This window comes from Pseudomonas cannabina, assembly GCF_900100365.1.
Taxonomy (GTDB): Bacteria; Pseudomonadota; Gammaproteobacteria; order Pseudomonadales; family Pseudomonadaceae; genus Aquipseudomonas; species Aquipseudomonas cannabina.
In genome coordinates this window covers 4,262,191-4,288,194 of sequence record NZ_FNKU01000001.1, presented here as the reverse complement: position 1 = coordinate 4,288,194, position 26,004 = coordinate 4,262,191, and the positions used below count along the sequence as shown (strand labels likewise).

General features: G+C 58.6%; 22 protein-coding genes and 2 pseudogenes. 13 read left to right on the top strand and 11 right to left on the bottom strand.

Features of this window, described 5'->3' with window-relative positions; genetic code table 11:
* Positions 1-25 precede the first annotated feature (25 nt).
* Entirely contained in the window at positions 26-1,129 is a 1,104-nt protein-coding gene (locus tag BLT55_RS20265; protein ID WP_004663854.1) for an IS5-like element ISPsy19 family transposase, read from the bottom strand.
* Positions 1,130-1,257: 128 nt separating this feature from the next.
* Between BLT55_RS20265 and BLT55_RS20260 the strand changes: the two genes are divergently transcribed.
* The 3 genes and pseudogenes from BLT55_RS20260 to BLT55_RS20250 all read left to right on the top strand — a co-directional run bounded on the left by BLT55_RS20260 (position 1,258) and on the right by BLT55_RS20250 (position 3,950).
* Positions 1,258-2,238, top strand: coding sequence for an IS5-like element ISPsy2 family transposase (locus BLT55_RS20260; protein WP_054078085.1), 981 nt, complete (start codon positions 1,258-1,260; stop codon positions 2,236-2,238).
* Positions 2,239-3,134: 896 nt separating this feature from the next.
* A pseudogene (locus BLT55_RS20255) lies at positions 3,135-3,410 on the top strand (hemagglutinin repeat-containing protein); the annotation flags it as partial.
* Between the two features lie 285 nt (positions 3,411-3,695).
* Entirely contained in the window at positions 3,696-3,950 is a 255-nt protein-coding gene (locus BLT55_RS20250) for a hypothetical protein (protein ID WP_055002035.1), read from the top strand.
* A gap of 68 nt (positions 3,951-4,018) precedes the next feature.
* Here the strand turns inward: BLT55_RS20250 and BLT55_RS20240 are convergent, their stop codons facing one another.
* On the bottom strand, positions 4,019-4,258 hold the full coding sequence (locus BLT55_RS20240) for a type II toxin-antitoxin system RelB/DinJ family antitoxin (protein WP_055002036.1): 240 nt from the start codon (positions 4,256-4,258) through the stop codon (positions 4,019-4,021).
* A gap of 95 nt (positions 4,259-4,353) precedes the next feature.
* On the bottom strand, positions 4,354-4,902 hold the full coding sequence (locus tag BLT55_RS20235; RefSeq protein ID WP_055002037.1) for a GNAT family N-acetyltransferase: 549 nt from the start codon (positions 4,900-4,902) through the stop codon (positions 4,354-4,356).
* A gap of 158 nt (positions 4,903-5,060) precedes the next feature.
* Here BLT55_RS20235 and BLT55_RS20230 point away from each other — a divergent pair, with 158 nt between their 5' ends.
* A complete protein-coding gene (locus BLT55_RS20230) occupies positions 5,061-5,555 on the top strand; it encodes a hypothetical protein (RefSeq protein ID WP_007252955.1) in 495 nt (164 codons plus the stop codon).
* 141 nt (positions 5,556-5,696) lie between these two features.
* On the opposite strand, the gene BLT55_RS20225 is transcribed toward BLT55_RS20230, so the two are convergent.
* The 5 genes from BLT55_RS20225 to BLT55_RS20205 all read right to left on the bottom strand — a co-directional run bounded on the left by BLT55_RS20225 (position 5,697) and on the right by BLT55_RS20205 (position 12,966).
* On the bottom strand, positions 5,697-6,971 hold the full coding sequence (locus BLT55_RS20225) for an OprD family porin (protein ID WP_055002038.1): 1,275 nt from the start codon (positions 6,969-6,971) through the stop codon (positions 5,697-5,699).
* Positions 6,972-7,201: 230 nt separating this feature from the next.
* Entirely contained in the window at positions 7,202-7,408 is a 207-nt protein-coding gene (locus BLT55_RS20220; protein WP_054086226.1) for a hypothetical protein, read from the bottom strand.
* Positions 7,409-7,627: 219 nt separating this feature from the next.
* Complete coding sequence (gene aguA, locus BLT55_RS20215; protein WP_055002039.1) at positions 7,628-8,734, bottom strand: agmatine deiminase; 1,107 nt, start codon at positions 8,732-8,734, stop codon at positions 7,628-7,630.
* Positions 8,735-8,739: 5 nt separating this feature from the next.
* Positions 8,740-9,618 (bottom strand): N-carbamoylputrescine amidase, encoded by an 879-nt coding sequence (gene aguB / locus BLT55_RS20210; RefSeq protein WP_055002040.1) that lies wholly within the window; start codon positions 9,616-9,618, stop codon positions 8,740-8,742.
* Positions 9,619-10,053: 435 nt separating this feature from the next.
* Entirely contained in the window at positions 10,054-12,966 is a 2,913-nt protein-coding gene (locus BLT55_RS20205; protein ID WP_055002041.1) for an aminotransferase, read from the bottom strand.
* 227 nt (positions 12,967-13,193) lie between these two features.
* On the opposite strand from BLT55_RS20205, the pseudogene rfbB reads away from it, so the two are divergent.
* The 5 genes and pseudogenes from rfbB (at position 13,194) to BLT55_RS20180 (ending at position 18,721) form a co-directional block, all read left to right on the top strand.
* Positions 13,194-14,276, top strand: a pseudogene (gene rfbB / locus BLT55_RS20200) (dTDP-glucose 4,6-dehydratase).
* An 80-nt stretch (positions 14,277-14,356) separates the two neighbouring features.
* Positions 14,357-14,902 (top strand): dTDP-4-dehydrorhamnose 3,5-epimerase, encoded by a 546-nt coding sequence (gene rfbC / locus BLT55_RS20195; RefSeq protein ID WP_007252949.1) that lies wholly within the window; start codon positions 14,357-14,359, stop codon positions 14,900-14,902.
* Between the two features lie 168 nt (positions 14,903-15,070).
* On the top strand, positions 15,071-16,879 hold the full coding sequence (locus BLT55_RS20190) for a sensor histidine kinase (protein ID WP_055002049.1): 1,809 nt from the start codon (positions 15,071-15,073) through the stop codon (positions 16,877-16,879).
* Positions 16,876-18,261, top strand: a complete 1,386-nt coding sequence (locus tag BLT55_RS20185) for a sigma-54-dependent transcriptional regulator (protein WP_055002042.1) — start codon at positions 16,876-16,878, stop codon at positions 18,259-18,261. The genes BLT55_RS20190 and BLT55_RS20185 overlap by 4 nt, the downstream gene beginning before the upstream one ends.
* Positions 18,248-18,721, top strand: a complete 474-nt coding sequence (locus BLT55_RS20180; RefSeq protein ID WP_055002043.1) for a YiiD C-terminal domain-containing protein — start codon at positions 18,248-18,250, stop codon at positions 18,719-18,721. Before BLT55_RS20185 ends, BLT55_RS20180 begins: the two co-directional genes overlap by 14 nt.
* Positions 18,722-18,824: 103 nt before the next feature.
* Here BLT55_RS20180 and cysQ read toward each other — a convergent pair whose 3' ends face one another.
* Both cysQ and nudE read right to left on the bottom strand, forming a co-directional pair.
* The gene (gene cysQ, locus BLT55_RS20175; protein WP_055002044.1) at positions 18,825-19,667 is read right to left on the bottom strand and encodes a 3'(2'),5'-bisphosphate nucleotidase CysQ; all 843 of its coding nucleotides are present in this window, start codon (positions 19,665-19,667) and stop codon (positions 18,825-18,827) included.
* Positions 19,664-20,227: an ADP compounds hydrolase NudE gene (gene nudE / locus BLT55_RS20170; RefSeq protein ID WP_007252944.1), complete on the bottom strand. Its 564-nt coding sequence runs from the start codon at positions 20,225-20,227 to the stop codon at positions 19,664-19,666. Before nudE ends, cysQ begins: the two co-directional genes overlap by 4 nt.
* Before the next feature lie 96 nt (positions 20,228-20,323).
* Between nudE and yrfG the strand changes: the two genes are divergently transcribed.
* Positions 20,324-20,986 carry a GMP/IMP nucleotidase gene (gene yrfG, locus BLT55_RS20165; protein WP_055002045.1) on the top strand — a complete coding sequence of 221 codons (663 nt, stop codon included), beginning with the start codon at positions 20,324-20,326 and terminating at the stop codon, positions 20,984-20,986.
* Between the two features lie 41 nt (positions 20,987-21,027).
* On the opposite strand, the gene lysM is transcribed toward yrfG, so the two are convergent.
* Positions 21,028-21,468, bottom strand: coding sequence for a peptidoglycan-binding protein LysM (lysM, locus tag BLT55_RS20160; protein ID WP_007252942.1), 441 nt, complete (start codon positions 21,466-21,468; stop codon positions 21,028-21,030).
* Positions 21,469-21,619: 151 nt separating this feature from the next.
* Between lysM and BLT55_RS20155 the strand changes: the two genes are divergently transcribed.
* The 3 genes from BLT55_RS20155 (at position 21,620) to BLT55_RS20145 (ending at position 25,774) form a co-directional block, all read left to right on the top strand.
* Positions 21,620-22,501, top strand: a complete 882-nt coding sequence (locus BLT55_RS20155) for a LysR family transcriptional regulator (RefSeq protein ID WP_055002046.1) — start codon at positions 21,620-21,622, stop codon at positions 22,499-22,501.
* A 103-nt stretch (positions 22,502-22,604) separates the two neighbouring features.
* Entirely contained in the window at positions 22,605-23,441 is an 837-nt protein-coding gene (gene fdhD, locus BLT55_RS20150) for a formate dehydrogenase accessory sulfurtransferase FdhD (RefSeq protein WP_055002047.1), read from the top strand.
* Positions 23,438-25,774 carry an FdhF/YdeP family oxidoreductase gene (locus BLT55_RS20145; protein ID WP_055002048.1) on the top strand — a complete coding sequence of 779 codons (2,337 nt, stop codon included), beginning with the start codon at positions 23,438-23,440 and terminating at the stop codon, positions 25,772-25,774. The genes fdhD and BLT55_RS20145 overlap by 4 nt, the downstream gene beginning before the upstream one ends.
* Positions 25,775-26,004 lie beyond the last annotated feature (230 nt).

The window sequence follows — 26,004 nt, the reverse complement described above, 5'->3', positions numbered from 1 at the left end:
GGTTTCCTAGAGGGTGTAGACAAAATCATGTAGTGAGTCGGCGCGCGAGTATTCGAGCCTCGGCCAACCAAACCCATGCCTCGCTTACCGCAAAAAGGCGATCATGATGCATGATCAGTCGCCGAGCTCTCTCATTCCAGGCATGAGTTCGCTCCACTACCCATCGCTTGGGCATGACCACAAATCCAGTCTGAACAGGCTCCACGGAAAATAGATCGCCTTGTTCAGAGTGCCATTGCCCTGTTCTTCTGTTATTCGGGCCACGGATCACTTGAACATCGATAGCGTGCAGTTGATGGGTGCGCTGTGCCCATTTTCCTGCGTACGCACTATCAACAAAAAGCGTGCTCAGTGACGGATATTTTTCCTTCGAGTACGCCACCGCATCATCCGCCGCGTCACGATCCTGCACGCTTGCAGCACTGATACTGACAGCCAGCAGCAGGCCCAATGTATCGACAATCAGACTTCGTTTACGCCCCTTCACTTTTTTGCCTGCGTCGTAGCCGCTGTCACCGCCTTGAGGAGAACTGCGGGTCGACTGTGAATCCAGGATCGCTGCTGACGGGCTGTCAGCGCGTTCTTCCCGCTCACGCCATTGAGCTCGCAAGCGATCATGCATTTGCTCGAACTTGCCTTGAGCGCTCCACCGGCGGAACGTTTTGTAGACATTGTCCCAATGAGGAAAATCGCGGGGTAGCATTCGCCATGAGCACCCCGTGCGTACGACATAGCAACAGGCTTCCAGCAACGTGCGCCGAGAGTGAAGCGGTGGCACTCCTCGTCCGCCCTGGCTTTCAAACAGGTCGGCGACCAGTGCCCACTCGGTATCTGTCAAGCAACTCGGATATAGCTGCTCCGGCAGTTGGCGGCGGTGGGTTTCATTGTAGCCATAGGCTTTATTAGGTTCAGGTGACTGAAAACTTCCCTTGGCCCGCTGCTTTACACGCGTAATCCCTGCCATTTTCAACGCTTTTGCAAAGGTGTCGGGATGCGCAGTGATACCGGTTTCGGCGAAGAATACGAGCGCCAATTCGGCCTGGCTGGAATAGGGCTGTGCATGAGCGAGTTTCACCAGCACGGGATAGTGCTCGGCGGCAATCGAGCGAGGACGTCCGGTTTTAGGCATGGCTTGAGGGCTATTCAGACAAGGGAGTGAAAGTTTAATTTATTTTGTCTACACCCTCTAGGGAAACTCTGAAAAAGACTTCCTAATTTGGCAAAATCTCCGGACACCAGTCGCCGAGCTTTTCGATGATGAAACAGATGACCTTCGCCGACGCCGAGTATGCCGGCAAGCGCAAGCAGACCCGTAAGGAATTGTTCCTGATCGAGATGGATCAGGTGGTGCCCTGGAAAGGTTTGATTGCCCTGATTGAGCCCTATTATCCAAAAGGAGAAGGTGGCCGGCCCGCCTACCCACTGATGGCGATGCTGCGTGTTCATCTGATGCAGAACTGGTTCGGCTACAGCGATCCGGCGATGGAAGAAGCGCTGTATGAGACGACCATCCTGCGTCAGTTTTCAGGCCTGAGCCTGGAGCGAATTCCAGACGAAACCACCATTCTCAACTTCCGTCGTCTGCTGGAAAAGCACGAGTTGGCGACCGGGATTCTCGGCGTAATTAATGGTTATCTGGGCGACCGTGGCTTGTCGTTGCGTCAAGGCACCATCGTCGATGCCACGCTGATTCACGCGCCCAGTTCGACCAAGAACAAGGATGGCAAACGCGATCCTGAGATGCATCAAACCAAGAAAGGTAACCAGTACTATTTCGGCGCCAAGGCTCACATCGGCGCCGACGACGAGTCAGGCCTGGTGCACAGCGTGGTAGTAACAGCGGCCAATGTGGCAGACGTCACGCAGGTTGCCAAACTGCTGCACGGCGAGGAAAACGTAGTCTGCGCCGACGCAGGTTACACCGGGGTCGAGAAGCGCGAAGAACACGCTGGGCGCAAGGTCATTTGGCAGATTGCCGCCCGCCGCAGCACTTACAAAAAGCACGGAAAACGCAGTATTTTGTACAAGGCGATCCGCAAAATCGAGAAGGCCAAGGCCCAGGTTCGCGCCAAGGTCGAGCATCCGTTTCGGGTCATCAAACGCCAGTTTGGCTATGAAAAAGTGCGCTTTCGGGGCTTGGCCAAGAACACCGCGCAGATGGTGACGTTGTTCGCCCTGTCAAACCTGTGGATGGCCCGCCGACATTTGTTGGCGAGCGCAGGAGAGGTGCGCGTGTAATGCAGGAAATGGTTACCGCAAAAGGCTTTGCAGCGGCCGAAAGAGCTAAAAAGCGAAGATAATTGAGCAAATTTCGACATGCATCGTTTTTTGAAAAGTGCTGAGGACTCGGTAGCCGGAAAACATCCGGCTACTTCAGACCTTCCCTAGACGACTTAATCCATGAAATATGGAAGACGCCTGGATTTGAGGATTGGAGCGCGGACTTTACTCCAAGCTCTTTAGATACTCTTGGCGAATGGCTTGCCCATAGAATTATGAAAAATCGCTCACACCACGGAAAAGGTGAAAAACAAGCAGAGCCTAATATCAGTAAAAAACCACCAGAAAAAACTAGCTTAACTGATGAAGAATTATCGCTAGGGAGACGCTGATTTATTCTAAAACCCAGCTGTTGCCCCCAGATAAATCAAGGCCTCCAGAGCGTTGCAGGGACGAAAAATCGAATAAATCAGCGCCTCCCTAGCAGTTCATGCAGGGATGTATTATGGCGAAGTTTCTGTGAAGAACAATACAAAATTACATTGGGCACAACTCAAAGGAAGTAAAAAGAATGCAGATTACGGTCAACCCGTAATACTCGGGCAGAACGTCATGCCGATAAACCCGATAAGAGTCGTTAATGCTTTTATATGCGGTATCGCTGACGGAACAAAAACTAGGTATCCTCTGAAAAAGCCCATTTTTTTGGAGAGGAACCGGGCTGGAGCGCCTGTATTTACTGGCTTCGACTTTTGAAGAAAAGGCTTTTTCAGACCTTCCCTAGCAAACGGCTCCGGGAGGCGTATGACTACTGGATGACATTTGTACAAAAAGATACATGAGGATTACTCAGAAAAAATACTCTACTTAAAAAATTATCATTACGAATAACGCAGTTATCAGAAAAACCAATAGTTCCCTTGTCGCTGGGCACCAAGAAAAACGAAAGCAAAACCACCCAGACCAGCGACAGCGCCGCCGGGTCGACCATCACCGCCGGTAACGACGTGCGCCTGCGCGCGACCGGCGCCGGTGCAGACAGCGACATCACCGTACAAGGCAGCCAGATCAAGGCCGGGCGAGATGCCAGCCTGATGGCCGACGGCGACATCAACCTGCTGGCCGCCAACAACACCAGCCAGCAAAACACCGACAGCAAAGGCAGCAGCGCCGGCGTCGGTATCGGCTTTTAGGAGAGGGCATAGCGATTTGTATGTATGAGCCGAGCGGGCTACACCCGGCGTTATGGTTTCGATGTCTGTGCATTGCGCACTGAGGAACCGTTGAAAGCCTGTGAATCGGCAGAATGAAGCTACAAATACATCGCTCAATTCTGGAAGAATCGGCATTGAAATCTTTAAGGAGACGCTGATTTATTCTAAAACCCAGCTGTTGCCCCCAGATAAATCAAGGCCTCCAGAGCGTTGCAGGGACGAAAAATCGAATAAATCAGCGCCTCCTTAAGGACATTACCTGTGAAACATACAATCTGCGTCACCTTGCTACTGGCTCTGAGCGGCTGCTTGACCATGTCGGGCGAATACACCGTGACGGCCCACGACGCTTCCGGCGCACAGATAGAAAAGCTCGGCACTTTCGTCGCCCAGGGCCATAACATTTACCCTATACGTAACGCCTTCTGCCTTAACGCACCGGGTGCTACGGTGATCATTCGTGACGCCAAGACCGGCGAGGAACTGCGCAGCGAGAGTCCTTACCACTGCCGTTAACCCCAAAAAAATTTTCTATGGGACCTAATTTGCGCCACTCCTTCAAAGCACGGGCATCGAACTCAAGGCTATAAGTCATCCAATGAAACCTTGACCCGTTGTGGAGCAACAAGACGCTCACGCACTTTCGCCAGTAGCGCTGCATCTTCCTCGGTCATCAAGACTGTCTTGAATGGTAGCTGTCCGCGCTCTGCTACGTACTGCAGGGTCTGACGCATCAGTTCAGATGGGGTAACGCCAAGCTTTTCCAGTTCCCGGAAAGCACGCGCTTTGAGATCGTCATCGATACGAATATTTATAGATGCCATCAGAGCGGCCTCCATGTGTAATGACATTAGTCTTTACGCTGAGGTAAAGGCTCGTTTTTGCAAGCAGGAGAGGACTGATCAAAGCATGGACCAAACTATTGCCCCCTCGCCCTCCACTCCTCCCTCGTCATCTCCCAGACCTCGACCGCATACCGCCCACCAACAAACTCATCTTCATGCGTGCCCACCACCCGCATGCCCTCATTGATCGAGATGCGGCGGGACGCTTCATTCAGGACGGCCTTGGGAACCTGCATCAGGTCCATGTTCAGCACTTCAAACCAGTAACGGTTGAAGGCCTGGCACGCTTCCGTCATATAGCCGTTGCGCTGGTAGTTCGGGTGCAGCCAGAAGCCGCGGTTGTTACCGGGCTGGGTCATGAGGGTGATGCTGCCGATAATGTCGTCAGGAGCGCTTTGCAGACGGATCATCCAGTGCCACTCCGTGCCTCGGGCGATGGCGGGCAGTGCGACGTCCTCGATGTAACGCAGCGCACCCTCTTCCGGGTAGGGCCAAGGGACGCGGTTATTGAGATAGCGCACGATGTCCCAGTGCGGGAAGCACCGCTGGACGCTGGCTGCATCCTCCAGCCGAAGTGGTGTCAGCAATAGCCGATCAGTCTGCAAAGTCGGTGTGGCGCTCACGACGAATTCCTTCTCGGTCAGTAGTTCCTACAGGATGAACGGTCTCTGTACCGGGGATTTACGCCGAACTGTGCGACGCGAATCAAGGTCTATGCAACATCTTTTATACATCGGAAAGCCTAGTGCCCAGAATCATTACGGATCAGACGCCTCAGACTGTGGCAGATGAGCAGCAGACCAAGCTATTTGGCTCGCCCAAGGAACGGCTGGATTTTTATCGGCGCGAAATTCATTACGAAACCACCAACTTGTCCAACCGCACCAACGCGTATCTGTCGGCACAGTCGTTTCTGGTGATTGCCTATGCGTCGTCGATGGCGAACATGAACCCGGAGTGGGGCGTGATGTTCACGCTCGTCGTTCCGCCCATGCTGGCGTTGCTGGGATTGCTCAGCACGCTGTTCGCCTGGCCCGGTATTCGGGCGGCGTGCGACATCATTCAGCACTGGCATCACAAGCAAGCACAACTGTTGCGCAGCGAACCGGTGATCGGGCTGACCTATGATGACTCGCCACTGTTCAGCGACTGGGAATCCAGCGAGACCGGGCCGAAAAAGTCCCTGCTGTTCTCCAAGCGCACCCCTTGGCTGTTCAGCTTTTTCTGGATTTTCCTTGGCAGCTTCGCAGTGTTCGTGCAGTTGATCGCGGACTGAGGGCCATCGGCTTTAGAGCGGAGGTAGACGTAGCCCTGCAATGGCCGCCTGTGAAGCAGAGCGTCACGAGAGGCATGCCCACGCTGGAGCGGTGGGCACGATCAAGACGCAGGCGACTTTTTCGTCAAGCCGCCTCCCCCATCAAAAAACGCTAATCGGGTAATCGACAAAAATGCGGGTCTCGTTACCGTCGCTGTTGTAAGCCTGTGCATCGTCTGACACGCGCAGAAATGAGTTGCGCAGGCGGATCGAGAGGTCTTTGGCCGGGCCGTTCTGGACGACGTAGGTCAGCTGGCTGAAGATCTCGCGCTCGGTGCCGTCGCCGCTGCCAACGGTGCCATCATCGATGTTGTCGCCGCGCACGTAGGCGGCTTTGTAGCTCAGGCCGGGCAGGACCAGCCCGGACAGGTCGATGCCGTAGGCTGCTTGCCACGAGCGCTCGTCCTTGCCGTTGAAGTCGGACCAGTAGGAGTTGGCGAGGTAGATGGTGTTGCCGCCATCGCCGAAACCGCCGTCGTTGCGGTAGCCGCCGTAGGCGTAACCCATGTCGCCGCTGCTGCGCTGATGCGCCAGGGTGAAGGAATGAATGCCGACTGCCCAGGTCGCCCCCAGGCTCCAGATTTTGTTGTCACGCGCATCGCTGGTGGTGAAGTCTTTATCCAGCGTGGTCTTGTAGCCGTTGAAGTCGAGGGTCAGCGACTGATCTTCCGGCAAGGCAAAAACGTAGTTCAGGTTCAGGTACTGCTTTTTGAGCACGTCTTCGTTGTCGGAGGCGTAGAACGCGGCGCTGAATTCATCGGTGAATTTGTAGCTGGCGCCATAGACGTTGATGCTTTTCAGGTCACCGCTGTCGCGGCCTTCGGCGCTTTTGCGCGCTTCCTGCGTGAAACGTCCGGCAACCACTTCAAGCCCGTCGATCTCTTTGGAGGTGATCATCGTGCCGGTATAGCTTTCCGGCAGCAGTCGGGAGTTGTCGTAGCTCAGTACCGGCAGTAGCGGCATCTGGTCGCCGTACTTGATGACGGTGTTCGAGAAGCGCGCTTTTACCGCAGCACCTGCGCGGGACAGGTCATCTGCAGCAGCGCCGCTGTCACCCTGCTTGAAGAAGTCGATGCCGCCATTACCACTGCGGCCTTTGCCACCATCAAGGCGAATGCCGTACAACGCGAAGGCATCGACGCCCACGCCAACCGTGCCTTGAGTGAAACCGGACGCGAAGGTGCCCATGAAGGCCTGACCCCATTCGGACTTGTCTTCACGGCCATTCTTGAAGTCGCGATTGATGTAAGCGTTGCGCAGGTTGACGTTCAGACTGCTGTCTTCGACAAACCCTTTTGAATCTGCCTGTCCCTGGGCCATGGCCTGACTGGCGCTGATGATGCCCAAAGCGAGCATACCCATACGTTTGTTAAGCATCTTGTCTTCCTTTTTCCTGCAAATTGACATGCGCTGTGGCGACGGCTCATGGCCGTCCTGGCTTCCAGCCTCTGAACAAGCAGTATAGAGAGCCGCACAAAGTCATTGCAGTGGAGGACTACTGATGCACGTACAAGGAATGGGGCCACAGGCAGTGGGGCGCGAATCCTAGTCCCGGTGCCTGAGGGTGTCAAACGCACAAGTGGCCGCTCTGAAGCCCGGTGTGTGACTTAATCTGTCAGCACGTGAAGCAGCGCTTCAAACTCGGCGTCGTTGAACAGGCCGGCCGGGTAACGCTGCAACAGCATTGCGCGCACGTCTGGCCTGGGTTTCGCGGGCCTGGTCATCCTTAACCAATCCGCCATTACCTGGCGGGCCTCGTTACTGTGAGAAGCAGATAAACCACGAACGTACTGCGGGCTCATCACTGCGTTCATAACGAAAACCTCTTGATTCATGAGGGGCTAAATCTACTGATGCCATGTGACAGTCAAGCTAGTAAAACGGGTTTACGCCAATCGAATTTACTGTCAACGCTGATAAATCTGATGAGGGAGGTTATACAGTAACGTATAAAAAAGCCCATCAGATGATGGGCTTAGTAGAGCAAGATCGAGACCATTAAGTTACTGCAAGATACAACTAGTTACGAAGTATTACCCTTTGTAGGGGGCTGGTTGTTGCTGCGTCAGGCAGTGGATATTGCCGCCACCCAGCAACAATTCCCGGCCAGGTGCCATCACCACCTCGTGCTCTGGAAACAGCTTTTGCAGGATTTCACGGGCTTTTTCGTCCATCGGATCATCGAAGCTCGGCGCGATAATGCCGCCATTGACGATCAGAAAGTTCACGTAGGAACCGGCCAGACGCACCGATGGGTTGCGTTCCTGACTGCCGTGCACCTGATCCACACCGGCACATTCTTCTTCTGTGGCGAACAATGGGCCGGGAATCGGCATTTTATGAACGATAAACGAGCGCCCCTGCGCATCCAGGGTGTTTTCGAAAATACTCATCGCCGCATGACAACGCGAGTAGTTGGGGTCTTCGGGATCATCGGTCCACGCCAGTAACACTTCACCCGGACGCACATAGCAGCAAAAGTTATCCACATGCCCGTCGGTTTCGTCATTGAACAGGCCATCAGGCAGCCAAATGATCTTATCCACAGCCAGATAATCGCTGAGCACTGTTTCGATCTGCTCGCGGGTCAGGTGCGGATTACGATTGCGATTGAGCAGGCACTCTTCAGTGGTAATCAGGGTGCCTTCGCCATCGACGTGGATCGAGCCGCCTTCCAGCACGAAACCTTCGGTGGCGTAACGGGGGCAACGCTCTATTTCCAGCACCTTGCTGCCCAGCTGCGAGTCAAGGTTCCACGGCGCATACAGCCCGCCGTTGAAGCCGCCCCAGGCATTGAATTCCCAGTTCACGCCACGCACTTCGCCCCGGTCGTTGATGACGAAGGTCGGCCCACTGTCGCGCACCCAGGCATCGTTGCTGCTCATTTCCACAACACGGATGTTCGGCATGTCGAGACGTGCTCGGGCGTTGTCGTATTGCCCGGCAGACACCGCCACCGTAACCGGCTCGAAGCGGGCGATGGCCTTGGCGATGGCAACGTGGGCGGCCTGCGCGGGCTTGCCGCCGAGGCGCCAGTTGTCCGGGCGCTCGGGCCAGACCATCCAGATCTGGGTCTGCGGCGCCCATTCGGCTGGCATGTGGAAACCGTCGGCGCGTGGCGTGCTGTTGAGCGTGGTCATGGCGATCAGGACTCCAGCGAACCGTCGAGGGTCTTGATCGCACCGTACAGGTTCGGACGGCGATCACGGAACGTGCCCCAGGCGCTGCGAATGTGCTCCAGTTCGTCCAGGTCGAAGCTATGCACCAGCACGCCTTCTTCGGTTTCGTCGAGTTCGGCGACTTTTTCACCGAACTGGTTGGCGATGAACGACGAGCCGTAGAAAGTGATGTCGTAGCCGTCCTGCTCTTCATTGCCGATACGGTTGCTGGCGATCAGCGGCATCAGGTTCGCGCCGGCATGGCCTTGTTGCACGCGCTGCCAGTGGTCGCGGGAGCTGATGGTCTTGTCATGCGGCTCGCTGCCGATGGCGGTCGGGTAGAAGAGGATTTCTGCGCCCTGCAACGCCATGCTGCGCGCGCACTCCGGGAACCACTGATCCCAGCAGATGCCGACGCCGATTTTTGCGTAACGAGTCTGCCAGACCTTGAAGCCGGTGTCGCCCGGGTTGAAGTAGTACTTTTCGTGGTAGCCAGGGCCGTCCGGGATATGGCTCTTGCGGTAGATGCCCAGGTTGGTGCCGTCTGCGTCGATGATTGCAACGGTGTTGAAACGCGCACGACCCGCCAGCTCGAAAAAGCTGATCGGCAATACGACTTGCAGTTCTTTGGCGATTTTCTGGAAATGCTTGATCGCGACGTTGGCTTCAAGGGTGGTCGCCAGCTGCAGATAGTCCGGGTTCGGCTTCTGGCAGAAGTACGGAGTTTCGAACAGCTCCTGAATCAGGATGATCTGTGCGCCCTTGGCGGCAGCTTCACGCACCAGCTTTTCAGCGGTCTCGATGTTGGCTTCCAGATCCCAGGAGCAGGCCATCTGGGTAGCGGCGACAGAAACGATACGGCTCATGAAAATTTCTCCAGGGGCGGTTGCAGGGGACTTAACACCATAGCAGACAAGCGATGACGATTATGGGGGGCTTTATAGCGGATAAAAATCGGTATTAAAAGGTTAAAGCCGATAATAAAAATGAATAGATAGAATTTATACCGATATAAATCTGCATATCTGTCTGGCTTGGCACTCACTCGTGGCGGGCAATGCGTTCCGACGCTGGAGTGCCCAGCGTTATATACAAGTCTCGTGGGGCAACCAAGGCGGCGATCCGCATTGCTCACGAAAAGCGCGGTACAGCCCCAGGAAATAGGCCGCCTGGACTATCATCTTCGTGAGCAAGCTCACTCCCACAGTGATCTTGACTCCGGATGATGCTGCGGTTTTAGCCCCATTTTTCGGGGTCACTTCACTCTGCGTGGGTATGCCGTTCCGGACGCTCTGCGTCCTCTATTCCAGTTCGTAAAGGACCTTCGACACGTTATCGACGAAAAAATCCACACTCTGGCGGGTGGTGCACATCGGGGGTTTGATTTTCAGGATGTTCAGGTAATCGCCGGTGGGCTGCATGAAGATGCCCAGTTCGCGCAAGCGCTCGCAGAGCCGGGCGGTTTCTTCGCTGGCGGGTTCGAGGGTCTGGCGGTCGCGAACCAGTTCCACGCCCAGGTAGAAACCCATGCCGTGCACCGCGCCCACCAGCGGATGTTTATCGGCAAACGCCTGCAATCGCGCCTTGAAGTGATCACCGACAATCCGCGCGTTGTCCCGCAGCTTTTCTTCTTCCATGACATCCAGCACCGCCATGCCGATCCGGCAACTCACCGGGCTGCCACCGGAGGACGAGAAGAAATAGCCCTCGGCCTCCAACGCCTCGGCAATCTCGCGACGGGTGATGACCGCGCCCAGCGGATGGCCGTTGCCCATGCCTTTGGCCAGAGTGATGATGTCCGGCACCACGCCCTGCTCTTCAAAGCCCCAGAAATAATGACCGAGACGGCCATAACCCACCTGCACTTCATCGGCGATGCACACACCGCCGACCGCGCGAACGTTCTGATAGACCTGTTGCAGATAGCCAGGCGGCAACGAAATACCGCCTGCATTGCCGTACACCGGTTCGCAGATGAACCCCGCCACCTGGCGCGCTTGCCCGGCCAGCGTTACCAGCACCTGATCGACGCTGCGAACATACTCCGGCGCACTGTCCGCGCCACGAAACGGCCCGCGATACGTGTTGGGTGCGGTGACCGGGTGCACCCAGTCCGGCCGGGTGCTGAGTGCCTGCGGGTTGTCGGCGATTGAAGTGGAAATGGCATCGGTCGCCACCGACCAGCCGTGATAGGCCTCCAAGACACTGAGCATGTCGCGCCCGCCGCTGAAGGCCCACGCCAGCCGGATTGCCAAATCATTGGCCTCGGTGCCGCTGTTGACCAGAAACACCCGGTCCATGCCGTCAGGTGCCAGCTTGAGCAGGCGTTCGGAAAACTCGGCAATCGCCGCGTAATGAAAACGCGAGTTGGTGTTGAGCAATGACCACTGCCGAGCCGCTTCGTGGGCCATGCGCGGATGGCCATGGCCGAGGACCGCGACGTTATTCAGCATGTCCAGATACGAGCGGCCGTGCATGTCGATCAAATGATTGCGCCAGCCGCGCTCGATCTGCGGCGGTGCCTGATAATAGTGTTTCTGCGAACGGGCAAAACTGGCATCACGACGCGCCAGCAACAGCGCGGCATCTTCCAGTGCTGGCGCGTCGCAATCGAAGCCCAGCAAGGTCGAGGGTGATGGGCAAAACCGGCGCCAGGCAGCGGCCCATGACGGTGTGGTGAACAGCGGCGGGTTGAGCTCTGGCGCCGTACACAATTGCAGCAGCAGCGAGCCGCCTCCCTGCCCGATCAGCGCGCCAGCCTGAACCTGACCAGACAACGCAGCATCCGGCAGCACGCCCCACAGTTTCAACGTGATGCCGTCGCCGACCAGCAGCAACGCAGCATCGGCGGTCAGGCGCAGCGTGCCGTTGAACGGCGCATGCAGCGCTGTCTCGGCCGGTACATGCAGTTCGACGTGCAACGCGAATGTTTCAGGCTCCTTCGCGCAGTCAGGCAGAGTGCGTGACAGGCGGTACTCACCAAAACGGCTGACCGCCAGCCCGTGACCACCGGCCGCTTGCGAGAGCAAATATTCATCAATCCCGCTCTGCTCCCAATTGCCTGCCACGAAATGCTCGCTGAGCACGCCCAGATCGACCTGTGTCGGCTTGAGCCCTTGCAGACCGGGCAGCAGCGGTTGGTAAGCTGGCTGCTCGACGGAAGGTAAATCCATCCCCACGGCCTGCAGGATTGCCGTCTCCATCAACGCCATTGGCAGCGAAGTGGCAACGTCAAAAATGTTCCATTCGCCCGCCAGATTGGCCTGAATATAAGTGTTGTCAGGCTCGACACTCGCCTGTTGCTCGCTACTGAGCACCAGCACGGCAGAGCGGGCGACGATCAGCGGCCAGAGCGCCTGCAACTCTTCGGTCTTCAGTGGATTGAGCGCGTGATAAGCAACCACCGCAGGCACGATGTACAGCGGATCGCCATCGGCGTGGTGCAGCAGTGCGGCGCAGGTGACCGACAGATCGGCCACTCGCCAGGTGCTGAGCAGATCACCGAAATCGATCAGCCCCTGTATCTGCCATTGACGGCGACCATCACGTTGCCAGACCACGTTGTGCTCGGTGATGTCCAGATGCACCGCCTGCATCGGTAGCGCCGCAATCAATGGCAACAAACGATGATGAGCCTGCTCTGCCGCCTCGATCACGCAGGCGCGGGCGCCGGCATCCTTGAGCACCGGCAACAGATGCTTGATCAGCGCATGGGCATGACGCGGGTCCCATTGCAGAATACGCTCAAGGCCTGGGTGTGCGAAATCGGCCAGCGCCAGATCGACCCGCGCGCACAGCTCGCCAAGCCCGACCACGACCGCGCGGCTCAGATGCCCGGCGTGCCCCAACGATTGCCCGTCGATAAATTCTAGCACGCGCACATGCACCGCCTGCCCATCGATCTCGACGGACAACAATTGCTCGGTATCATTGGCACGGATCACGCCAGGCACGTTGACAGCGCCGTGGCGGCCGAGGTGTTGCAAGGCCGCGTGCTGGGCGCTCAGTTCGGCAGTCGAATAAGCGCCATGGCAGATTTTAAGAACGTACCGCCGCGTGTCGGTTTGCAGCAAAAAGTTACGATCCTGTTGGCTCCCCAAGGCGCTCAACACGCCGCTCAGCCCGTAATGTTGCGCGAGCAATTGCCGCGCCTGATCCACACTGACATCGGGGCAAGGCAGGCTGGAGCGGCGGATAAGCGTGGCGAGCGGCATGGGAGACCTCAATTATTGTCACACCCCGATGCAATGGACAGCGCTTCACGGGCAATCGGACAACTATAGGGCGATTGACGCTCGCCACCAAACCGGCGCGGCACCTCAGGTCGGGAAATCTGCGGCAGTTCTATTCAGCGCCCCACTCAGGTTTAATGGCCTCATCCTGTCATACACGCTCAAGCGCTATGCTGCACTACTTTCAGAACTCACAAGAAGGTCAGTTCATGCGAATACTCGTCACTGGGGGCGCGGGCTTCATCGGCTCCGCACTGATCCGCCATCTGATAAACAACACCGAACACGACGTGCTGAACTTCGACAAATTGACGTACGCCGGCAACCTTGAGTCGCTGCAGTCGATTGCGACCAACACACGCTATGAGTTCGTGCAGGCCGATATCTGCGATCAAGCCAAGGTCAGCGCAGTGCTGGAGCGGTTCGCACCGCACGCGATCATGCACCTGGCGGCTGAATCCCACGTCGACCGTTCCATCGATGGCCCGGCAGAGTTTGTGCAAACCAACATCGTCGGCACTTACAGCCTGCTGGAGGCCACGCGCGCCTACTGGCTGAAGCTGCCGGAGGCCGAACGTCAGGCCTTCCGTTTCCACCATATTTCCACCGATGAAGTGTATGGCGACCTGCACGGTGTCGACGATCTATTCACCGAAACCACACCCTATGCGCCCAGCTCGCCGTACTCGGCAAGCAAGGCTGCGTCCGATCACCTGGTTCGCGCCTGGCATCGCACTTATGGCCTGCCGGTGGTGGTGACCAACTGTTCCAATAACTATGGCCCGTTCCATTTCCCCGAAAAACTGATCCCGCTGGTGATTCTCAACGCCCTCGCGGGCAAGCCGCTACCGGTGTACGGCAATGGCCTGCAAGTGCGCGACTGGTAGTACGTCGAAGACCACGCGCGGGCACTGCTCAAAGTGGTCACCGAGGGCGAGGTCGGCGAGACCTATAACATCGGCGGCCATAACGAGCAGAAGAACATCGACGTGGTACGCGGTATCTGCACGCTGCTCGATGAACTGACCCCGCACCATCCGGCAGGCGTTCAGCACTATAGCGACCTGATCACCTACGTGGTTGATCGGCCGGGCCACGACCAGCGTTACGCCATCGACGCCAGCAAGATCGACAAAGACCTCGGCTGGACACCTGAAGAAACCTTCGAGTCCGGGCTGCGCAAGACGGTGCAGTGGTATCTGGACAATCTGGACTGGTGCCGCAGGGTTCAGGACGGCAGCTATCAGGGCGAGCGACTGGGCTTCAGCGAAAACAAAGATCTGATCGCCTGATCGCCGCACTTTTCGATTGGCACACCTGAGTGCAGACTGTCGAACAGCCACTATTTATCGAAGATTGCAGGGGAAGTCACGTGAACGTAGTAGCCACACAATTGCCGGAAGTCCTTATTCTGGAACCCAGAGTTTTTGGTGATGAACGAGGCTTTTTCTATGAAAGCTTCAACGCCAAAGCCTTTCAGGAAGCTACCGGCCTGACCCGGCAGTTCGTGCAGGACAACCATTCGCGCTCGCAACAAGGCGTGCTGCGCGGCCTGCATTATCAGATCGAAAACGCCCAGGGCAAACTGGTGCGCGTCACCGTCGGCAAAGTGCTGGATGTGGCTGTGGACATCCGCCGCAGTTCGCCGAACTTCGGTCAGTGGGTCGGCGTCGAGCTGTCCGCTGAAAACGCCCGTCAGTTATGGGTTCCGGAAGGGTTTGCGCATGGCTTCGTGGTACTTAGCGAGCATGCCGAGTTCCTCTACAAGACCACCGACTACTACACGCCTTCGGCCGAGCGCTGCATCGCCTGGGACGACCCGGACCTGGCCATCGACTGGCAGCTGGACGGCCAGCCGAGTCTGTCGGCCAAGGATCAGCAAGGCAAACGCCTGAAAGAAGCCGATCTGTTTCCCTGAGTGAATAACCGCAGGCACCGTGGCGCAATGTCCGGGTGCCTGACACGTCGGCGGCGGGCATAATAAGCGCCTGATGCCCACGTCAGGATCGACCGGGTGTTTCTGTTGCCGGTTGCGACTCCTCGCAACCGGCATCGTCAACCCTTCGGCGACGGCCAATCGATGACCATGACCCCCACTCTGCCGCCCCGCCCCCGCTGGCGCAGCCTTGCCCTGTTGGCGCTGTGCCTGGCGCCGCTGCTGTGGCCGCTGGAACACCTGGCCGAGCGTTACTACCGAAACGTGCTGGCTAATCAGAACCGTCAGACCCTCGACCTGTACGTCGCCAACCTGCTGGGCACCCTGCACCGCTACGAAACCCTGCCGCAGATTCTCGGCGACCTGCCCGCGTTACGCGGCCTGCTGGCCGACCCGAAAGACAGCACGACGCTGGAAAACGCCAATCGCTTGCTCAGCGACATCACGCGCCAGACCGGCGCGGATGTCATGTACCTGATGGACGCTAACGGCCTGACCCTGGCCGCTTCGAATTCGGAGCAGAAAGACAGCTTCATCGGCCGCAACTTCTCGTTCCGCCCGTATTTCATCGATGCGCTGGCGGGCCGGACCGGACGCTTTTTCGGCCTGGGCACCACGTCGGTCAAGCGCGGCTACTTCTTCGCCGCGCCAGTACGTGACGGTGATCGGGTTATCGGCGTGCTGGTGATCAAAGTCGATCTGGACCACACTGAAACCCTGTGGGGCAAGACACCCGAACAACTGCTGCTGACCGACCAGAACGGCGTGGTGATTCTGACCTCCAACCCCGAATGGCGCTTCCGGGCGACCCGCGACCTGTCGGAGGAAGAGAAAAAAACCATCACCGCCATACAGCCCTATCCGACTCATGATCCGCGACCGTTGCGCATCGATGAACATGCCTGGCTGACCCAGACCCAAGCCATCGAAGAAACCGGCTGGAACGTGAACATCCTCGCCCCGCGTGCCCTGATCGACCGCCCGGTACGCACCGTGCTGGCGATTGGCGGCGCGACACTTCTGGTGCTGATGCTGCTGTTGGGCCTGATGATGCAGCGTCGTCGCCATTATCTGGACCGTATCGCCTTCGAAGCCAAAGCGCGGCGCGAGCTGGAGATGCGCGTGATCGAACGTACCAGCGATCTGGAAGGCCTCAACAGCCGCCTGCGTCAGGAAGTGCTGGAGCGCGAACAGGCGCAGCAGGAATTGGTGCAGGCTCAGGACGAACTGGTCCAGACCAGCAAACTCACCGCGCTGGGCACCATGTCGGCGAGCATCAGCCATGAACTGAATCAACCGCTGGCCGCCATCCGCAGTTACGCGGAGAACGCCGAAGTGCTGCTCGATCACCAGCGCACCGAAGAGGCGCGCGGCAACCTCAAGCTGATCAGCGAACTGACCGGGCGCATGGCCTCGATCATCGCTCACCTGCGCGCCTTCGCCCGACGTGACCGTCACGCGCCTGAAAGTGTCGCGCTGCAACCGGCGCTGGACGACGCACTGGCGTTGCTGGCCAAGCGGCGGCGGGCCATGGAAGTCGAGCTGATCCGCGATCTGCCGGACGCGACGCTGTGGGTGCAGGCTGGCGAGACCCGTTTGCGACAAGTGCTGGGCAACCTGCTGGCCAACGCGCTGGACGCCCTCACCGAAAAAGGTCCGCCGCGCAGGCTGTGGATAAGTGCCGAGCAAACCGCCGAGGGCGTCAACCTGTACATTCGCGACAACGGTCCCGGCTTTTCTCAGGAAGCACTGGCGCGGGCCCGCGAGCCGTTCTTCACCACCAAGACGCGTACTCAGGGTCTCGGGCTGGGCCTGGCGATTTGCGATACGCTGATGCGTGCGCTGGGCGGCGAATTGCTGTTCGCCAACCATCCCGGCGGCGGCGCGCTACTCACCCTGCGCCTGCGTGCGGGGGCTTCCGGGGCCAATCTTCAACCGCCAGAGGACCTTTCCGCATGAGTTCGGACACAGCCATCGACGGCCAGATTCAAGTGGTGCTGATCGACGACGATTCGCACCTGCGCCAGGCCTTGCGCCAGACGCTGGACCTGGCCGGCCTGAACGTTCTGTCGCTGCCCCAGGCCACTGGCCTGGCCGAACGCATCGGTCGCGACTGGCCGGGCGTGGTGGTCAGTGATATCCGCATGCAGGGCATGGACGGTCTGGAGCTGCTCGATCAACTTCACGAACAGGACCCCGACCTGCCAGTGCTGCTGATCACCGGCCATGGCGATGTGCCGCTGGCGGTGAAAGCCATGCGCGCCGGTGCTTACGATTTTCTGGAAAAGCCCTTTGCCAGCGACGCCATGCTCGACAGCGTGCGCCGCGCCCTGGCATTACGCCGACTGGTGCTGGATAACCGCAGCCTGCGTCTGGCACTGAGCGACCGCCAGCAACTGAGCACCCGGCTGATCGGCCAGTCGCCTTCGATATTGCGTCTGCGCGAACAGATCGGCGCTCTGGCCGGAACGCGCGCCGATGTGCTGATCCTGGGTGAAACCGGCGCCGGCAAAGAAGTCGTCGCCCGCGCGCTGCATGATTTGTCCAACCGCCGCAACGGCCCGTTCGTGGCGATCAACGCCGGGGCACTGGCCGAGTCGGTGGTTGAAAGCGAACTGTTCGGCCACGAGCCCGGCGCGTTTACCGGCGCGCAAAAGCGGCGCATCGGCAAGTTCGAGTTTGCCAATGGCGGCACGCTGTTCCTCGATGAAATCGAAAGCATGAGCCTGGATGTACAGGTCAAGCTGCTGCGTCTGCTGCAAGAGCGCGTGGTTGAGCGGATGGGCAGCAATCAGCAGATCCCGCTGGATATCCGCATCATCGCGGCGACCAAGGAAGATCTGCGTCAGGCTGCCGATCAGGGCCGCTTCCGGGCTGACTTGTATTACCGGCTGAACGTGGCTTCGCTGCGCATTCCGCCGTTGCGCGAGCGTGGTGAAGACGCGCTTATGCTGTTCGAGCACAACGCCGATGCGGCCAGCATGCGCCACGGTATTCCCAAACAGGAGCTCAAGCCTGGCCAGCGGGCGCTATTGTTGCGCCATAACTGGCCAGGCAATGTCCGCGAACTGCAAAACGCCGCCGAACGCTTCGCGCTGGGACTGGAACTGGAGCTGGAAGGCGGTGACGCCGAGCAGGCTCCGCCGCCGGGCGGAGGCTTGAGCGATCAGGTCGAAAGCTTCGAGCGAGCGTTGATCGCCGCCGAGCTGGCGCGTCCGCACAGCTCGGTGCGCAGCCTGGCCGAAGCGCTGGGCGTGCCACGCAAAACCCTGCACGACAAACTGCGCAAGCACGGTCTGAATTTTGGCGACAGCAGCGGAGCCTCCGATGACAACGATTGAGCCCGAAGGCGACGCAGCCCGCGAGCTGGAACGGGTGCTGCACCACGACATTCCGCTGACCCGCGACATGGGCATGCGGGTGATTGACTGGCGCGACCATACGCTGCGTTTGCACCTGCCGCTGGCCCCCAACGTCAATCACAAGAGCACGCTGTTCGGCGGCAGCCTGTATTGCGGCGCAGTGCTGGCAGGCTGGGGCTGGTTACACCTGAGGCTGCACGAAGCGGGAATCACCGACGGCCATATCGTGATTCAGGACGGGCAGATCAGTTATCCACTGCCGGTGCGATGCGATGCAATTGCCCGGTGCGATGCGCCGGATGCGACGCAGTGGGAAAAATTCATCACCACCTACCAACGCCGAGGCCGCGCCCGCCTGACCCTGCACACCGGCATCAGCGCGCAGGACAGCGAAGAACAGGCCGTGCGGTTTGTCGGGCAGTTTGTGTTGCACCGGTGAAGCCAGCGCACGAAAACTCATCGTCTGAACCATCGTCTTCGCGATCTGCAGGGTTGACGAGCTTATGTGTGAGCCGGGCGAGCAATGCGGATCACCCCTGCCTTCAGGACTGTGCCAGCACCAGCAGTTTCTCGCGCCAGGCGGCGTTGGCGGGCAGGGCCAGGAAGAATGGGTTGAGTAGCGATTCGCGGGGCGGGTAGCTGAAAGGTTTGCCGTCCAGTTGCAACACCGCGCCTCCAGCGCCTTCAAGCACGCCTTGTGCCGCAGCGGTGTCCCATTGCGAGGTCGGGGCCAGCCTTGGATAGCAGTCGGCAGCGCCTTCGGCCAGCAAGCAGAACTTCAGTGAACTGCCGATATTGGTCAATTGCAGCGGCCCAAGCCCGTTCGCCAGGCCGGCCAGCAAATGCTCCTGCTCGGGGCTGGAATGGCGGCGGCTGGCGACCACGGTAAACGTCTGCCCGCTGCCAATCTCATTGCGCACCGCAATCGGCTCGGCATGATCAATATCATCGCTGCGCCAGGCACCCAGCCCGGCACCGCCGAAATAACAACGGTTGTTGGTCGGCATCGAGACCACACCGAACACCACGCGACCATTCTCTATCAGCGCCACGTTGACGGTGAACTCTTCACTGCCGGAAATGAATTCCTTGGTACCGTCCAGCGGATCGACCAGCCACCAGCGCTGCCACGTTGCCCGTTCACTGAGCGGGATGTCGGCGTCCTCTTCGGACAGCACGTGAATACTCGGATCAAGCGCTTGCAAGCCCTCGACCAGCACCTGATGGGCAGCCAGATCGGCAGCGGTTACCGGGGAATCGTCCGTTTTGGTGGTCACGGTGACGTTGGCACGCCAGAACGGCAGGATCACGTCCCCGGCCAGTCGTGCCAGCTCTATCACCGGGGCGAGCAGCGGATGGGGCAGGTTTTTCAGCGAATCGGTCATGGCTGGAACAGTCCACGCTGGGTCAACAGGTCACGGGTGAGGTACAGCGCCGCCAGCGCGCGGCCTTCGCTGAACTGGGCATTCTGCGCCAGGCTCGACAGTTCCCGCAGGTTGATCCGGTCGACCCGAATCGGCTCGGGCTCGTCACCCTCCAGCCGCTCCTCGTAAAGGTCGGTCGCCAGCACCACCTTGATTTTCTGGCTCATGTAGCCCGGGGACAGCGACAGTTCAGTAAGCAGCTCCAGATGGCGCGCACCGAACCCCGCTTCTTCCTTGAGTTCACGGTTGGCGGCGTCCAGCACGTCTTCGCCCGGCTCGATCAAACCTTTGGGCAAAGACAACTCGTACTCATCGGTGCCACCGCAATATTCTTCGATCAAGACGGCGTGATCGGCATCCAGCATGGCCACGATCATCACTGCGCCGGGGCCGCCTTTGCTGGCCAGACGCTCATAGGTCCGCTCGACGCCATTGGTAAAGCGCAGTTGCAGCTCTTCAACGCGGAACAGACGACTGCTGGCAACGATTGCACGAGCAAGTACGGTAGGTTTCTGACGCATGACAGGCTCCTTTACATGAACGAGGTACTATACCGAGCTTTTCCTGAAGTCTGTGTCGGATATGCTTGCCCGACACTCACCCCTGACGAGGCCAGAATGCTTTCCATGCCCTGGAGCGAAATCGATACCGTCCTGCTGGATATGGACGGCACGTTGCTCGACCTGCATTACGACGAACACTTCTGGATGCAACACCTGCCGCAGCGTTATGCCGAATTACATGGCGTCAGCTTCGCCATGGCCTGGCTGGAACTCAAACCCCTGTTCGAAAACAACGCGGGCACGCTCAACTGGTATTGCCTGGATTTCTGGAGTAAAGAGCTGAAACTATCGGTGCGCGACCTGAAACGTGAAATCGCGCACATGATTGCCCTGCGCCCCGATGCAGAAACCTTTCTGGCCGCCATCAAGGACGCCGGTAAGCGCGTGATCATGATCACCAACGCGCATCGAGATTCGTTGTCGCTGAAAATGGAGCGCATCGAGCTGGCGCCCTACTTCGAGCTCATGATCAGCTCTCATGACTACGGTTTCCCGAAAGAAAACCAGCAATTCTGGGACGCCTTGCAGGCCGAAACGGATTTTGATCCGGCACGCAGCCTGTTTATCGACGACACCTTGCCGGTCCTGCGCAGCGCCCGGCAATTTGGCGTGGCCCATCTGTTGGCAGTCCGTCAACCGAACAGCCAGAAAGGCCCGAAAGACACCGAAGAGTTTGCCGCAGTAGACGACTATCGCGAGTTGGTTAAAGGGTTGTGAAGCGAATGCGTGCCCACTTCTCAGTGGGCACGTGCTTCAGATCACTTCGGAATACGAAGCTTCTGACCCGGATAAATCTTGTCGACACTCTTCAGCATCGGCTTGTTGGCTTCGAATATTTTCTGGTACTGGTTGGCATCGCCATACACGCGCTTGGAAATAGCGCTTAGGGTGTCGCCCGACTTCACTTCGACGTATTGAGATTCAGCAGTCTCGCCGCCCGCAACAGTCATTTGGTCGTCGACCTTATCCACGCCATGAATATTGCCCAGCGTCACGACAATCTTTTCCCTTTCCTCCTGATTGGCGACCTGGCCTTTGACGATCACAGTGCTGCCGTTGACTTCGGTCTGCACATTGGGATTGCCCAGACCGACTTTGGAAATATGCTCTTTCAACACTTCGTCGGCGTTGGCCTTGTCTGGCGTCAGCGCGTCCAGAATTTTCTCGCCTGCTTCTTTCAGGAAACTGATAAGGCTCATTCTCTGGTTCTCCCATAGTGTGGTTCGATGAATGCCGCTAAAAGTGTAGCCCTTGTAAATCAAGGGCTGCAGGCTTCCGACCAACGTTGCTCGACCATGGTTCAGCCTGGACGCGTAGAATCGGCGGTCTGGACTGCCCACCGGAGAGAATATGGACATCAAGCAACTCAAATTTCTGATCGCCCTCGATGAAACGAGACATTTCGGCCAGGCGGCTGCGCGCTGCAATATCACCCAGCCGACGCTGTCGATGCGTTTGCGCAATCTGGAGGAAGAGCTTGGCTTGCCACTGGTCAATCGCGGCCAGCGCTTTGAAGGTTTCACGGCGCCCGGCGAACGGGTCCTGGCGTGGGCGCGTACCGTATTGGCAGCCTATGACGGCCTGCAGGCTGAGGCCGCCGCGTGCCGAGGCCATCTGGTCGGCACCCTGCGCCTGGGTGTAGTGCCACTGTCGAGTTTCGATCCGTTGCCGCTGTTGCACCGGCTGCATCAGATGCACCCCAACCTGCGCTTCGAGCTGTCATCACTCAGTTCCGAACAAGTGCTTGAGCAATTGGCGAGCAATCGCATCGATCTGGGCGTGTCTTATCTGGAGCGACTGGACAACGAGCGTTTCGATTCGCTGACCCTGGACGACACGCGCATGGGGTTGCTGTACGACCAGCGGCATTTTTCGTGTGGCGAGGAACCGCTGAGCTGGGCGGATCTGGTCGAGCTGCCCTTGGGCATGCTGACCAGCGGCATGCATTTTCGCCAATCAATCGACCATAACTTCCACAGTCGCAACCTGCAGCCTCATCCACTGATCCAGACCGATGCCGTTCATCAGTTGCTACAAGCGGTGCATGGCGGATTCTGCTGCGCAATCATGCCGCTGGACGGTGGCCTGGAAACGCTCACCGAGCATTTGCGCCTGCATCCGATTGCCGATGCGCGCACGTTGGCGCGGCTCGGGCTGATCATGCGCCGCAGTGCACCGCGGTCTGCGCTGGCTGAAGCGTGCTTTGCACTGGTCGCGGAGATCCCCCGCTGAAACGCTGATCGACGTTATCTATCGGGGCATTGGCACTAGCGATTAGACGGTAGCTGATAAGACGCCTAGTCTTGCAGATGTCAATCTGCCGGTATCTAAGCCCATGCCCGTTACGCGCAAGGTCAGCTCGGCGCCCGTTTCTGCGCCCGCCCCCGACGCAAGTCAGTCTTACAGCTACTCGAATCTCGAGGGCAAGGACGCTGCACGCAACGCGCTTGCCGAAGAAGTGGCGCTGGCCATCGCTTACAACGGCATCAGCCAGGCCGTCATGCTGGTCAGCCCAACCGATCTGGAAGACTTCATCGTCGGCTTCAGCCTGGGCAGCGGCATCATTGCCTCGCCCGATGAAATCTACGACTTCAAACTCAGCGGTTGCGCCTCGGCGATGCAGGCCGAGGTCGAAATCGCCAGCCGCGCTTTCTGGGAACTCAAGCAGCAGCGTCGGCAACTGGCGGGCACCAGCGGCTGCGGATTGTGCGGTGTTGAAGCGGTCGAACAGGCGCTGCCGGAACTGAACGTCCTGCCCGGCGCGCCTTTGCCGCCGATTGAGTGGCTGGAAGGTCTGCGCCAACGCATCGGCGAATTCCAGCCCCTCGGCCGTCATTGCGGCGCCGTGCACGCGGCGGTGTTCATGGACGGTAATGGCCAGTTGCTGATGGGCCGTGAAGACATCGGCCGCCACAACGCGCTGGACAAGCTGATCGGCGCGCTGGTGCGCCAGGACATTTCGACCGTCGGCGGCGTTGCTATCGTGACCAGCCGCTGCAGCCTGGAACTGATTCAGAAAGTATTGCGCGCCGGCATCCAGACCCTGGTCAGCCTGTCTTCGCCCACCGGACTTGCCCTGCAATGGGCTCGCCGTCACAACCTCAATTTAATTCACCTGCCGCAGCACAGTGCGCCGCGGGTTTATAGCCCTGCGATGGAGATTCAACCGTGAGCACTCATCATCAAGCCGACAAGACACCTACCCCCCGCTACAAGCCGTACAAAGGCGCAGCAGGCGGCTGGGGCGCACTGATCAGCGTGACTCAGGCATGGCTGGGCAGTGACAACGCGCTGAAAAACCTGCGCATTATGCTCAAGACCAACCAGAACGGCGGCTTCGACTGCCCGGGCTGCGCATGGGGTGATTCGCCGGAAAGCGGCATGGTCAAGTTTTGCGAGAACGGCGCCAAGGCGGTCAACTGGGAGGCCACCAAGCGCCGCGTTGACCCGGCCTTTTTTGCGCGCTACAGCGTCAGCTCGCTGCTGGAGCAGAGCGATTACTGGCTCGAATATCAGGGTCGCCTGACCGAGCCGATGGTTTACGACGCAGAAACCGACCGTTACAAGCCCATCAGCTGGGATAACGCGTATGCGTTGATCGCTAAACACCTGAACAACCTGCCCAGCCCGAACATGGCCGAGTTCTACACCTCGGGCCGCGCCAGCAACGAAGCGGCTTATCTATATCAGCTGTTCGTGCGCGCCTACGGCACCAACAACTTCCCTGACTGCTCGAACATGTGCCACGAAGCCAGTGGCGTTGCACTGTCGCAAAGCGTCGGTGTCGGCAAAGGCACCGTGACGTTCGATGATTTCGAACACGCTGATGCCATCTTCGTCCTCGGCCAGAACCCCGGCACCAACCACCCGCGCATGCTGGAACCGTTGCGTGAAGCGGTACAGCGCGGCGCTCAGGTGGTCTGCGTCAACCCGCTCAAAGAGCGCGGTCTGGAGCGTTTCCAGCACCCGCAGCACCCGGTTGAAATGCTCACCAACGGCGACCGCCCGACCAATACCGCTTATTTCCGCCCTGCGCTGGGCGGTGACATGGCGCTGCTGCGCGGCATGGCCAAGTTCCTGCTGCAATGGGAACGTGATGCACAACTGGCGAATGAACCGTCGGTTTTTGACCACGCATTCCTCAACGAACACACCGAAGGCGTGCTGGATTACCTGGCGGCCATCGATGAAACATCGTGGGACGAGATCGTCGAGCAGTCCGGCCTGCCGCTGACTGACATCGAGCAGTCGGCGCGCATGTACGCCAAAGGCAAGAACGTCATCATGTGCTGGGCGATGGGCATCACTCAGCATCGTCACTCGGTGGCGACCATTCAGGAAATCGCTAACCTGATGCTGCTGCGCGGCAACATTGGCCGCCCTGGAGCTGGTCTGTGCCCGGTGCGCGGTCACAGTAACGTGCAAGGCGACCGCACCATGGGCATCAACGAGCGCCCGCCGGTGTTCTTCCTCGATGCGCTGGAAAAACGCTTTCAGTTCCAGGTGCCGCGTGACAACGGGCACAACGTGGTCGAAGCGATCCACGCCATGGCCGAAGGCCGCGCCAAGGTGTTCATCGCGCTGGGCGGCAACTTCGCGCAGGCGACCCCGGACAGCCATCGTACCGCCGAAGCCCTCAGCAACTGTGATTTGACGGTGCAGATCAGCACCAAGCTCAACCGCAGCCACCTGTTCCACGGCAAAGACGCACTGATTCTGCCGTGCTTTGGTCGTACCGACATCGACATTCAGGCCAACGGCCCGCAAGCCGTCACCGTGGAAGATTCGTTCAGCATGGTGCACGCCTCCAACGGCCAGTTGCAGCCGCTGTCGAAGCAGATGCGCTCGGAGCCTGCCATCATTGCCGGTATCGCCAACGCGACACTGGGCAAAAAACCGGTGGACTGGTTGTGGCTGGTGGAAGACTACAACCGTATTCGTGAGCTGATCGCCGACACCATTCCCGGCTTCAAGGACTTCAACGAGCGCATCAAGCATCCTGGCGGGTTTTATCTGGGCAACGCAGCCGGTGCGCGGCGCTGGAATACCGCGTCGACCCGCGCCAACTTCAAGTCCAATACGCTGCCGCTCAAACTGATCCACGAAGGCATCAGCTCGACCGGTGAGGTGCCGGACCTGATCATGCAGTCGATGCGCTCCCACGATCAGTACAACACCACTATTTATGGCCTGGACGACCGTTATCGCGGCGTGAAAGGTCAGCGCGACGTGCTGTTCGTCAATGAGGCGGACATCATTCGCCTGGGCTTCCAGCCGGGTCAAAAGGCCGACCTGATTTCGATCTGGGGCGACAACCGCGAACGCCGCGTCAAAGGCTTCACGCTGCTGCCGTTCGATATCCCGGCAGGTCAGGCTGCGGCTTACTATCCCGAGGTCAACCCGCTGGTGCCGCTGGAGAGCGTCGGCGAAGGCAGCAGCACGCCAACGTCGAAGTTCGTGGCGATCCGTCTTGAGCGCTCGGTAGAATCGGCGCGGATTGTCTGACGCTCAGAGTAATTTGAGTCGCCCATGAAAAAGGCCCGTTTCATTTGAAACGGGCCTTTTGCAAGTAACCTGAGACTGTGTTTTTGAATTTAAGTTCCTTAGGGAGGCGCTGATTTATTCGATTTTTCGTCCCTGCAACGCTCTGGAGGCCTTGATTTATCTGGGGGCAACAGCTGGGTTTTAGAATAAATCAGCGTCTCCTTAGAGGGTGTAGACAAAATAAATTAAAC

Coding starts and splice junctions, on each gene's coding strand:
- BLT55_RS20265 (WP_004663854.1), bottom strand. CDS start 1,129: ATGCCTAAAACCGGACGTCCTCGCTCGATTGCCGCCGAGCACTATCCC.
- BLT55_RS20260 (WP_054078085.1), top strand. CDS start 1,258: ATGAAACAGATGACCTTCGCCGACGCCGAGTATGCCGGCAAGCGCAAG.
- BLT55_RS20240 (WP_055002036.1), bottom strand. CDS start 4,258: ATGGCATCTATAAATATTCGTATCGATGACGATCTCAAAGCGCGTGCT.
- BLT55_RS20225 (WP_055002038.1), bottom strand. CDS start 6,971: ATGCTTAACAAACGTATGGGTATGCTCGCTTTGGGCATCATCAGCGCC.
- BLT55_RS20220 (WP_054086226.1), bottom strand. CDS start 7,408: ATGAACGCAGTGATGAGCCCGCAGTACGTTCGTGGTTTATCTGCTTCT.
- aguA (WP_055002039.1), bottom strand. CDS start 8,734: ATGACCACGCTCAACAGCACGCCACGCGCCGACGGTTTCCACATGCCA.
- aguB (WP_055002040.1), bottom strand. CDS start 9,618: ATGAGCCGTATCGTTTCTGTCGCCGCTACCCAGATGGCCTGCTCCTGG.
- BLT55_RS20205 (WP_055002041.1), bottom strand. CDS start 12,966: ATGCCGCTCGCCACGCTTATCCGCCGCTCCAGCCTGCCTTGCCCCGAT.
- BLT55_RS20190 (WP_055002049.1), top strand. CDS start 15,071: ATGACCCCCACTCTGCCGCCCCGCCCCCGCTGGCGCAGCCTTGCCCTG.
- BLT55_RS20185 (WP_055002042.1), top strand. CDS start 16,876: ATGAGTTCGGACACAGCCATCGACGGCCAGATTCAAGTGGTGCTGATC.
- BLT55_RS20180 (WP_055002043.1), top strand. CDS start 18,248: ATGACAACGATTGAGCCCGAAGGCGACGCAGCCCGCGAGCTGGAACGG.
- cysQ (WP_055002044.1), bottom strand. CDS start 19,667: ATGACCGATTCGCTGAAAAACCTGCCCCATCCGCTGCTCGCCCCGGTG.
- nudE (WP_007252944.1), bottom strand. CDS start 20,227: ATGCGTCAGAAACCTACCGTACTTGCTCGTGCAATCGTTGCCAGCAGT.
- yrfG (WP_055002045.1), top strand. CDS start 20,324: ATGCTTTCCATGCCCTGGAGCGAAATCGATACCGTCCTGCTGGATATG.
- lysM (WP_007252942.1), bottom strand. CDS start 21,468: ATGAGCCTTATCAGTTTCCTGAAAGAAGCAGGCGAGAAAATTCTGGAC.
- BLT55_RS20155 (WP_055002046.1), top strand. CDS start 21,620: ATGGACATCAAGCAACTCAAATTTCTGATCGCCCTCGATGAAACGAGA.
- fdhD (WP_055002047.1), top strand. CDS start 22,605: ATGCCCGTTACGCGCAAGGTCAGCTCGGCGCCCGTTTCTGCGCCCGCC.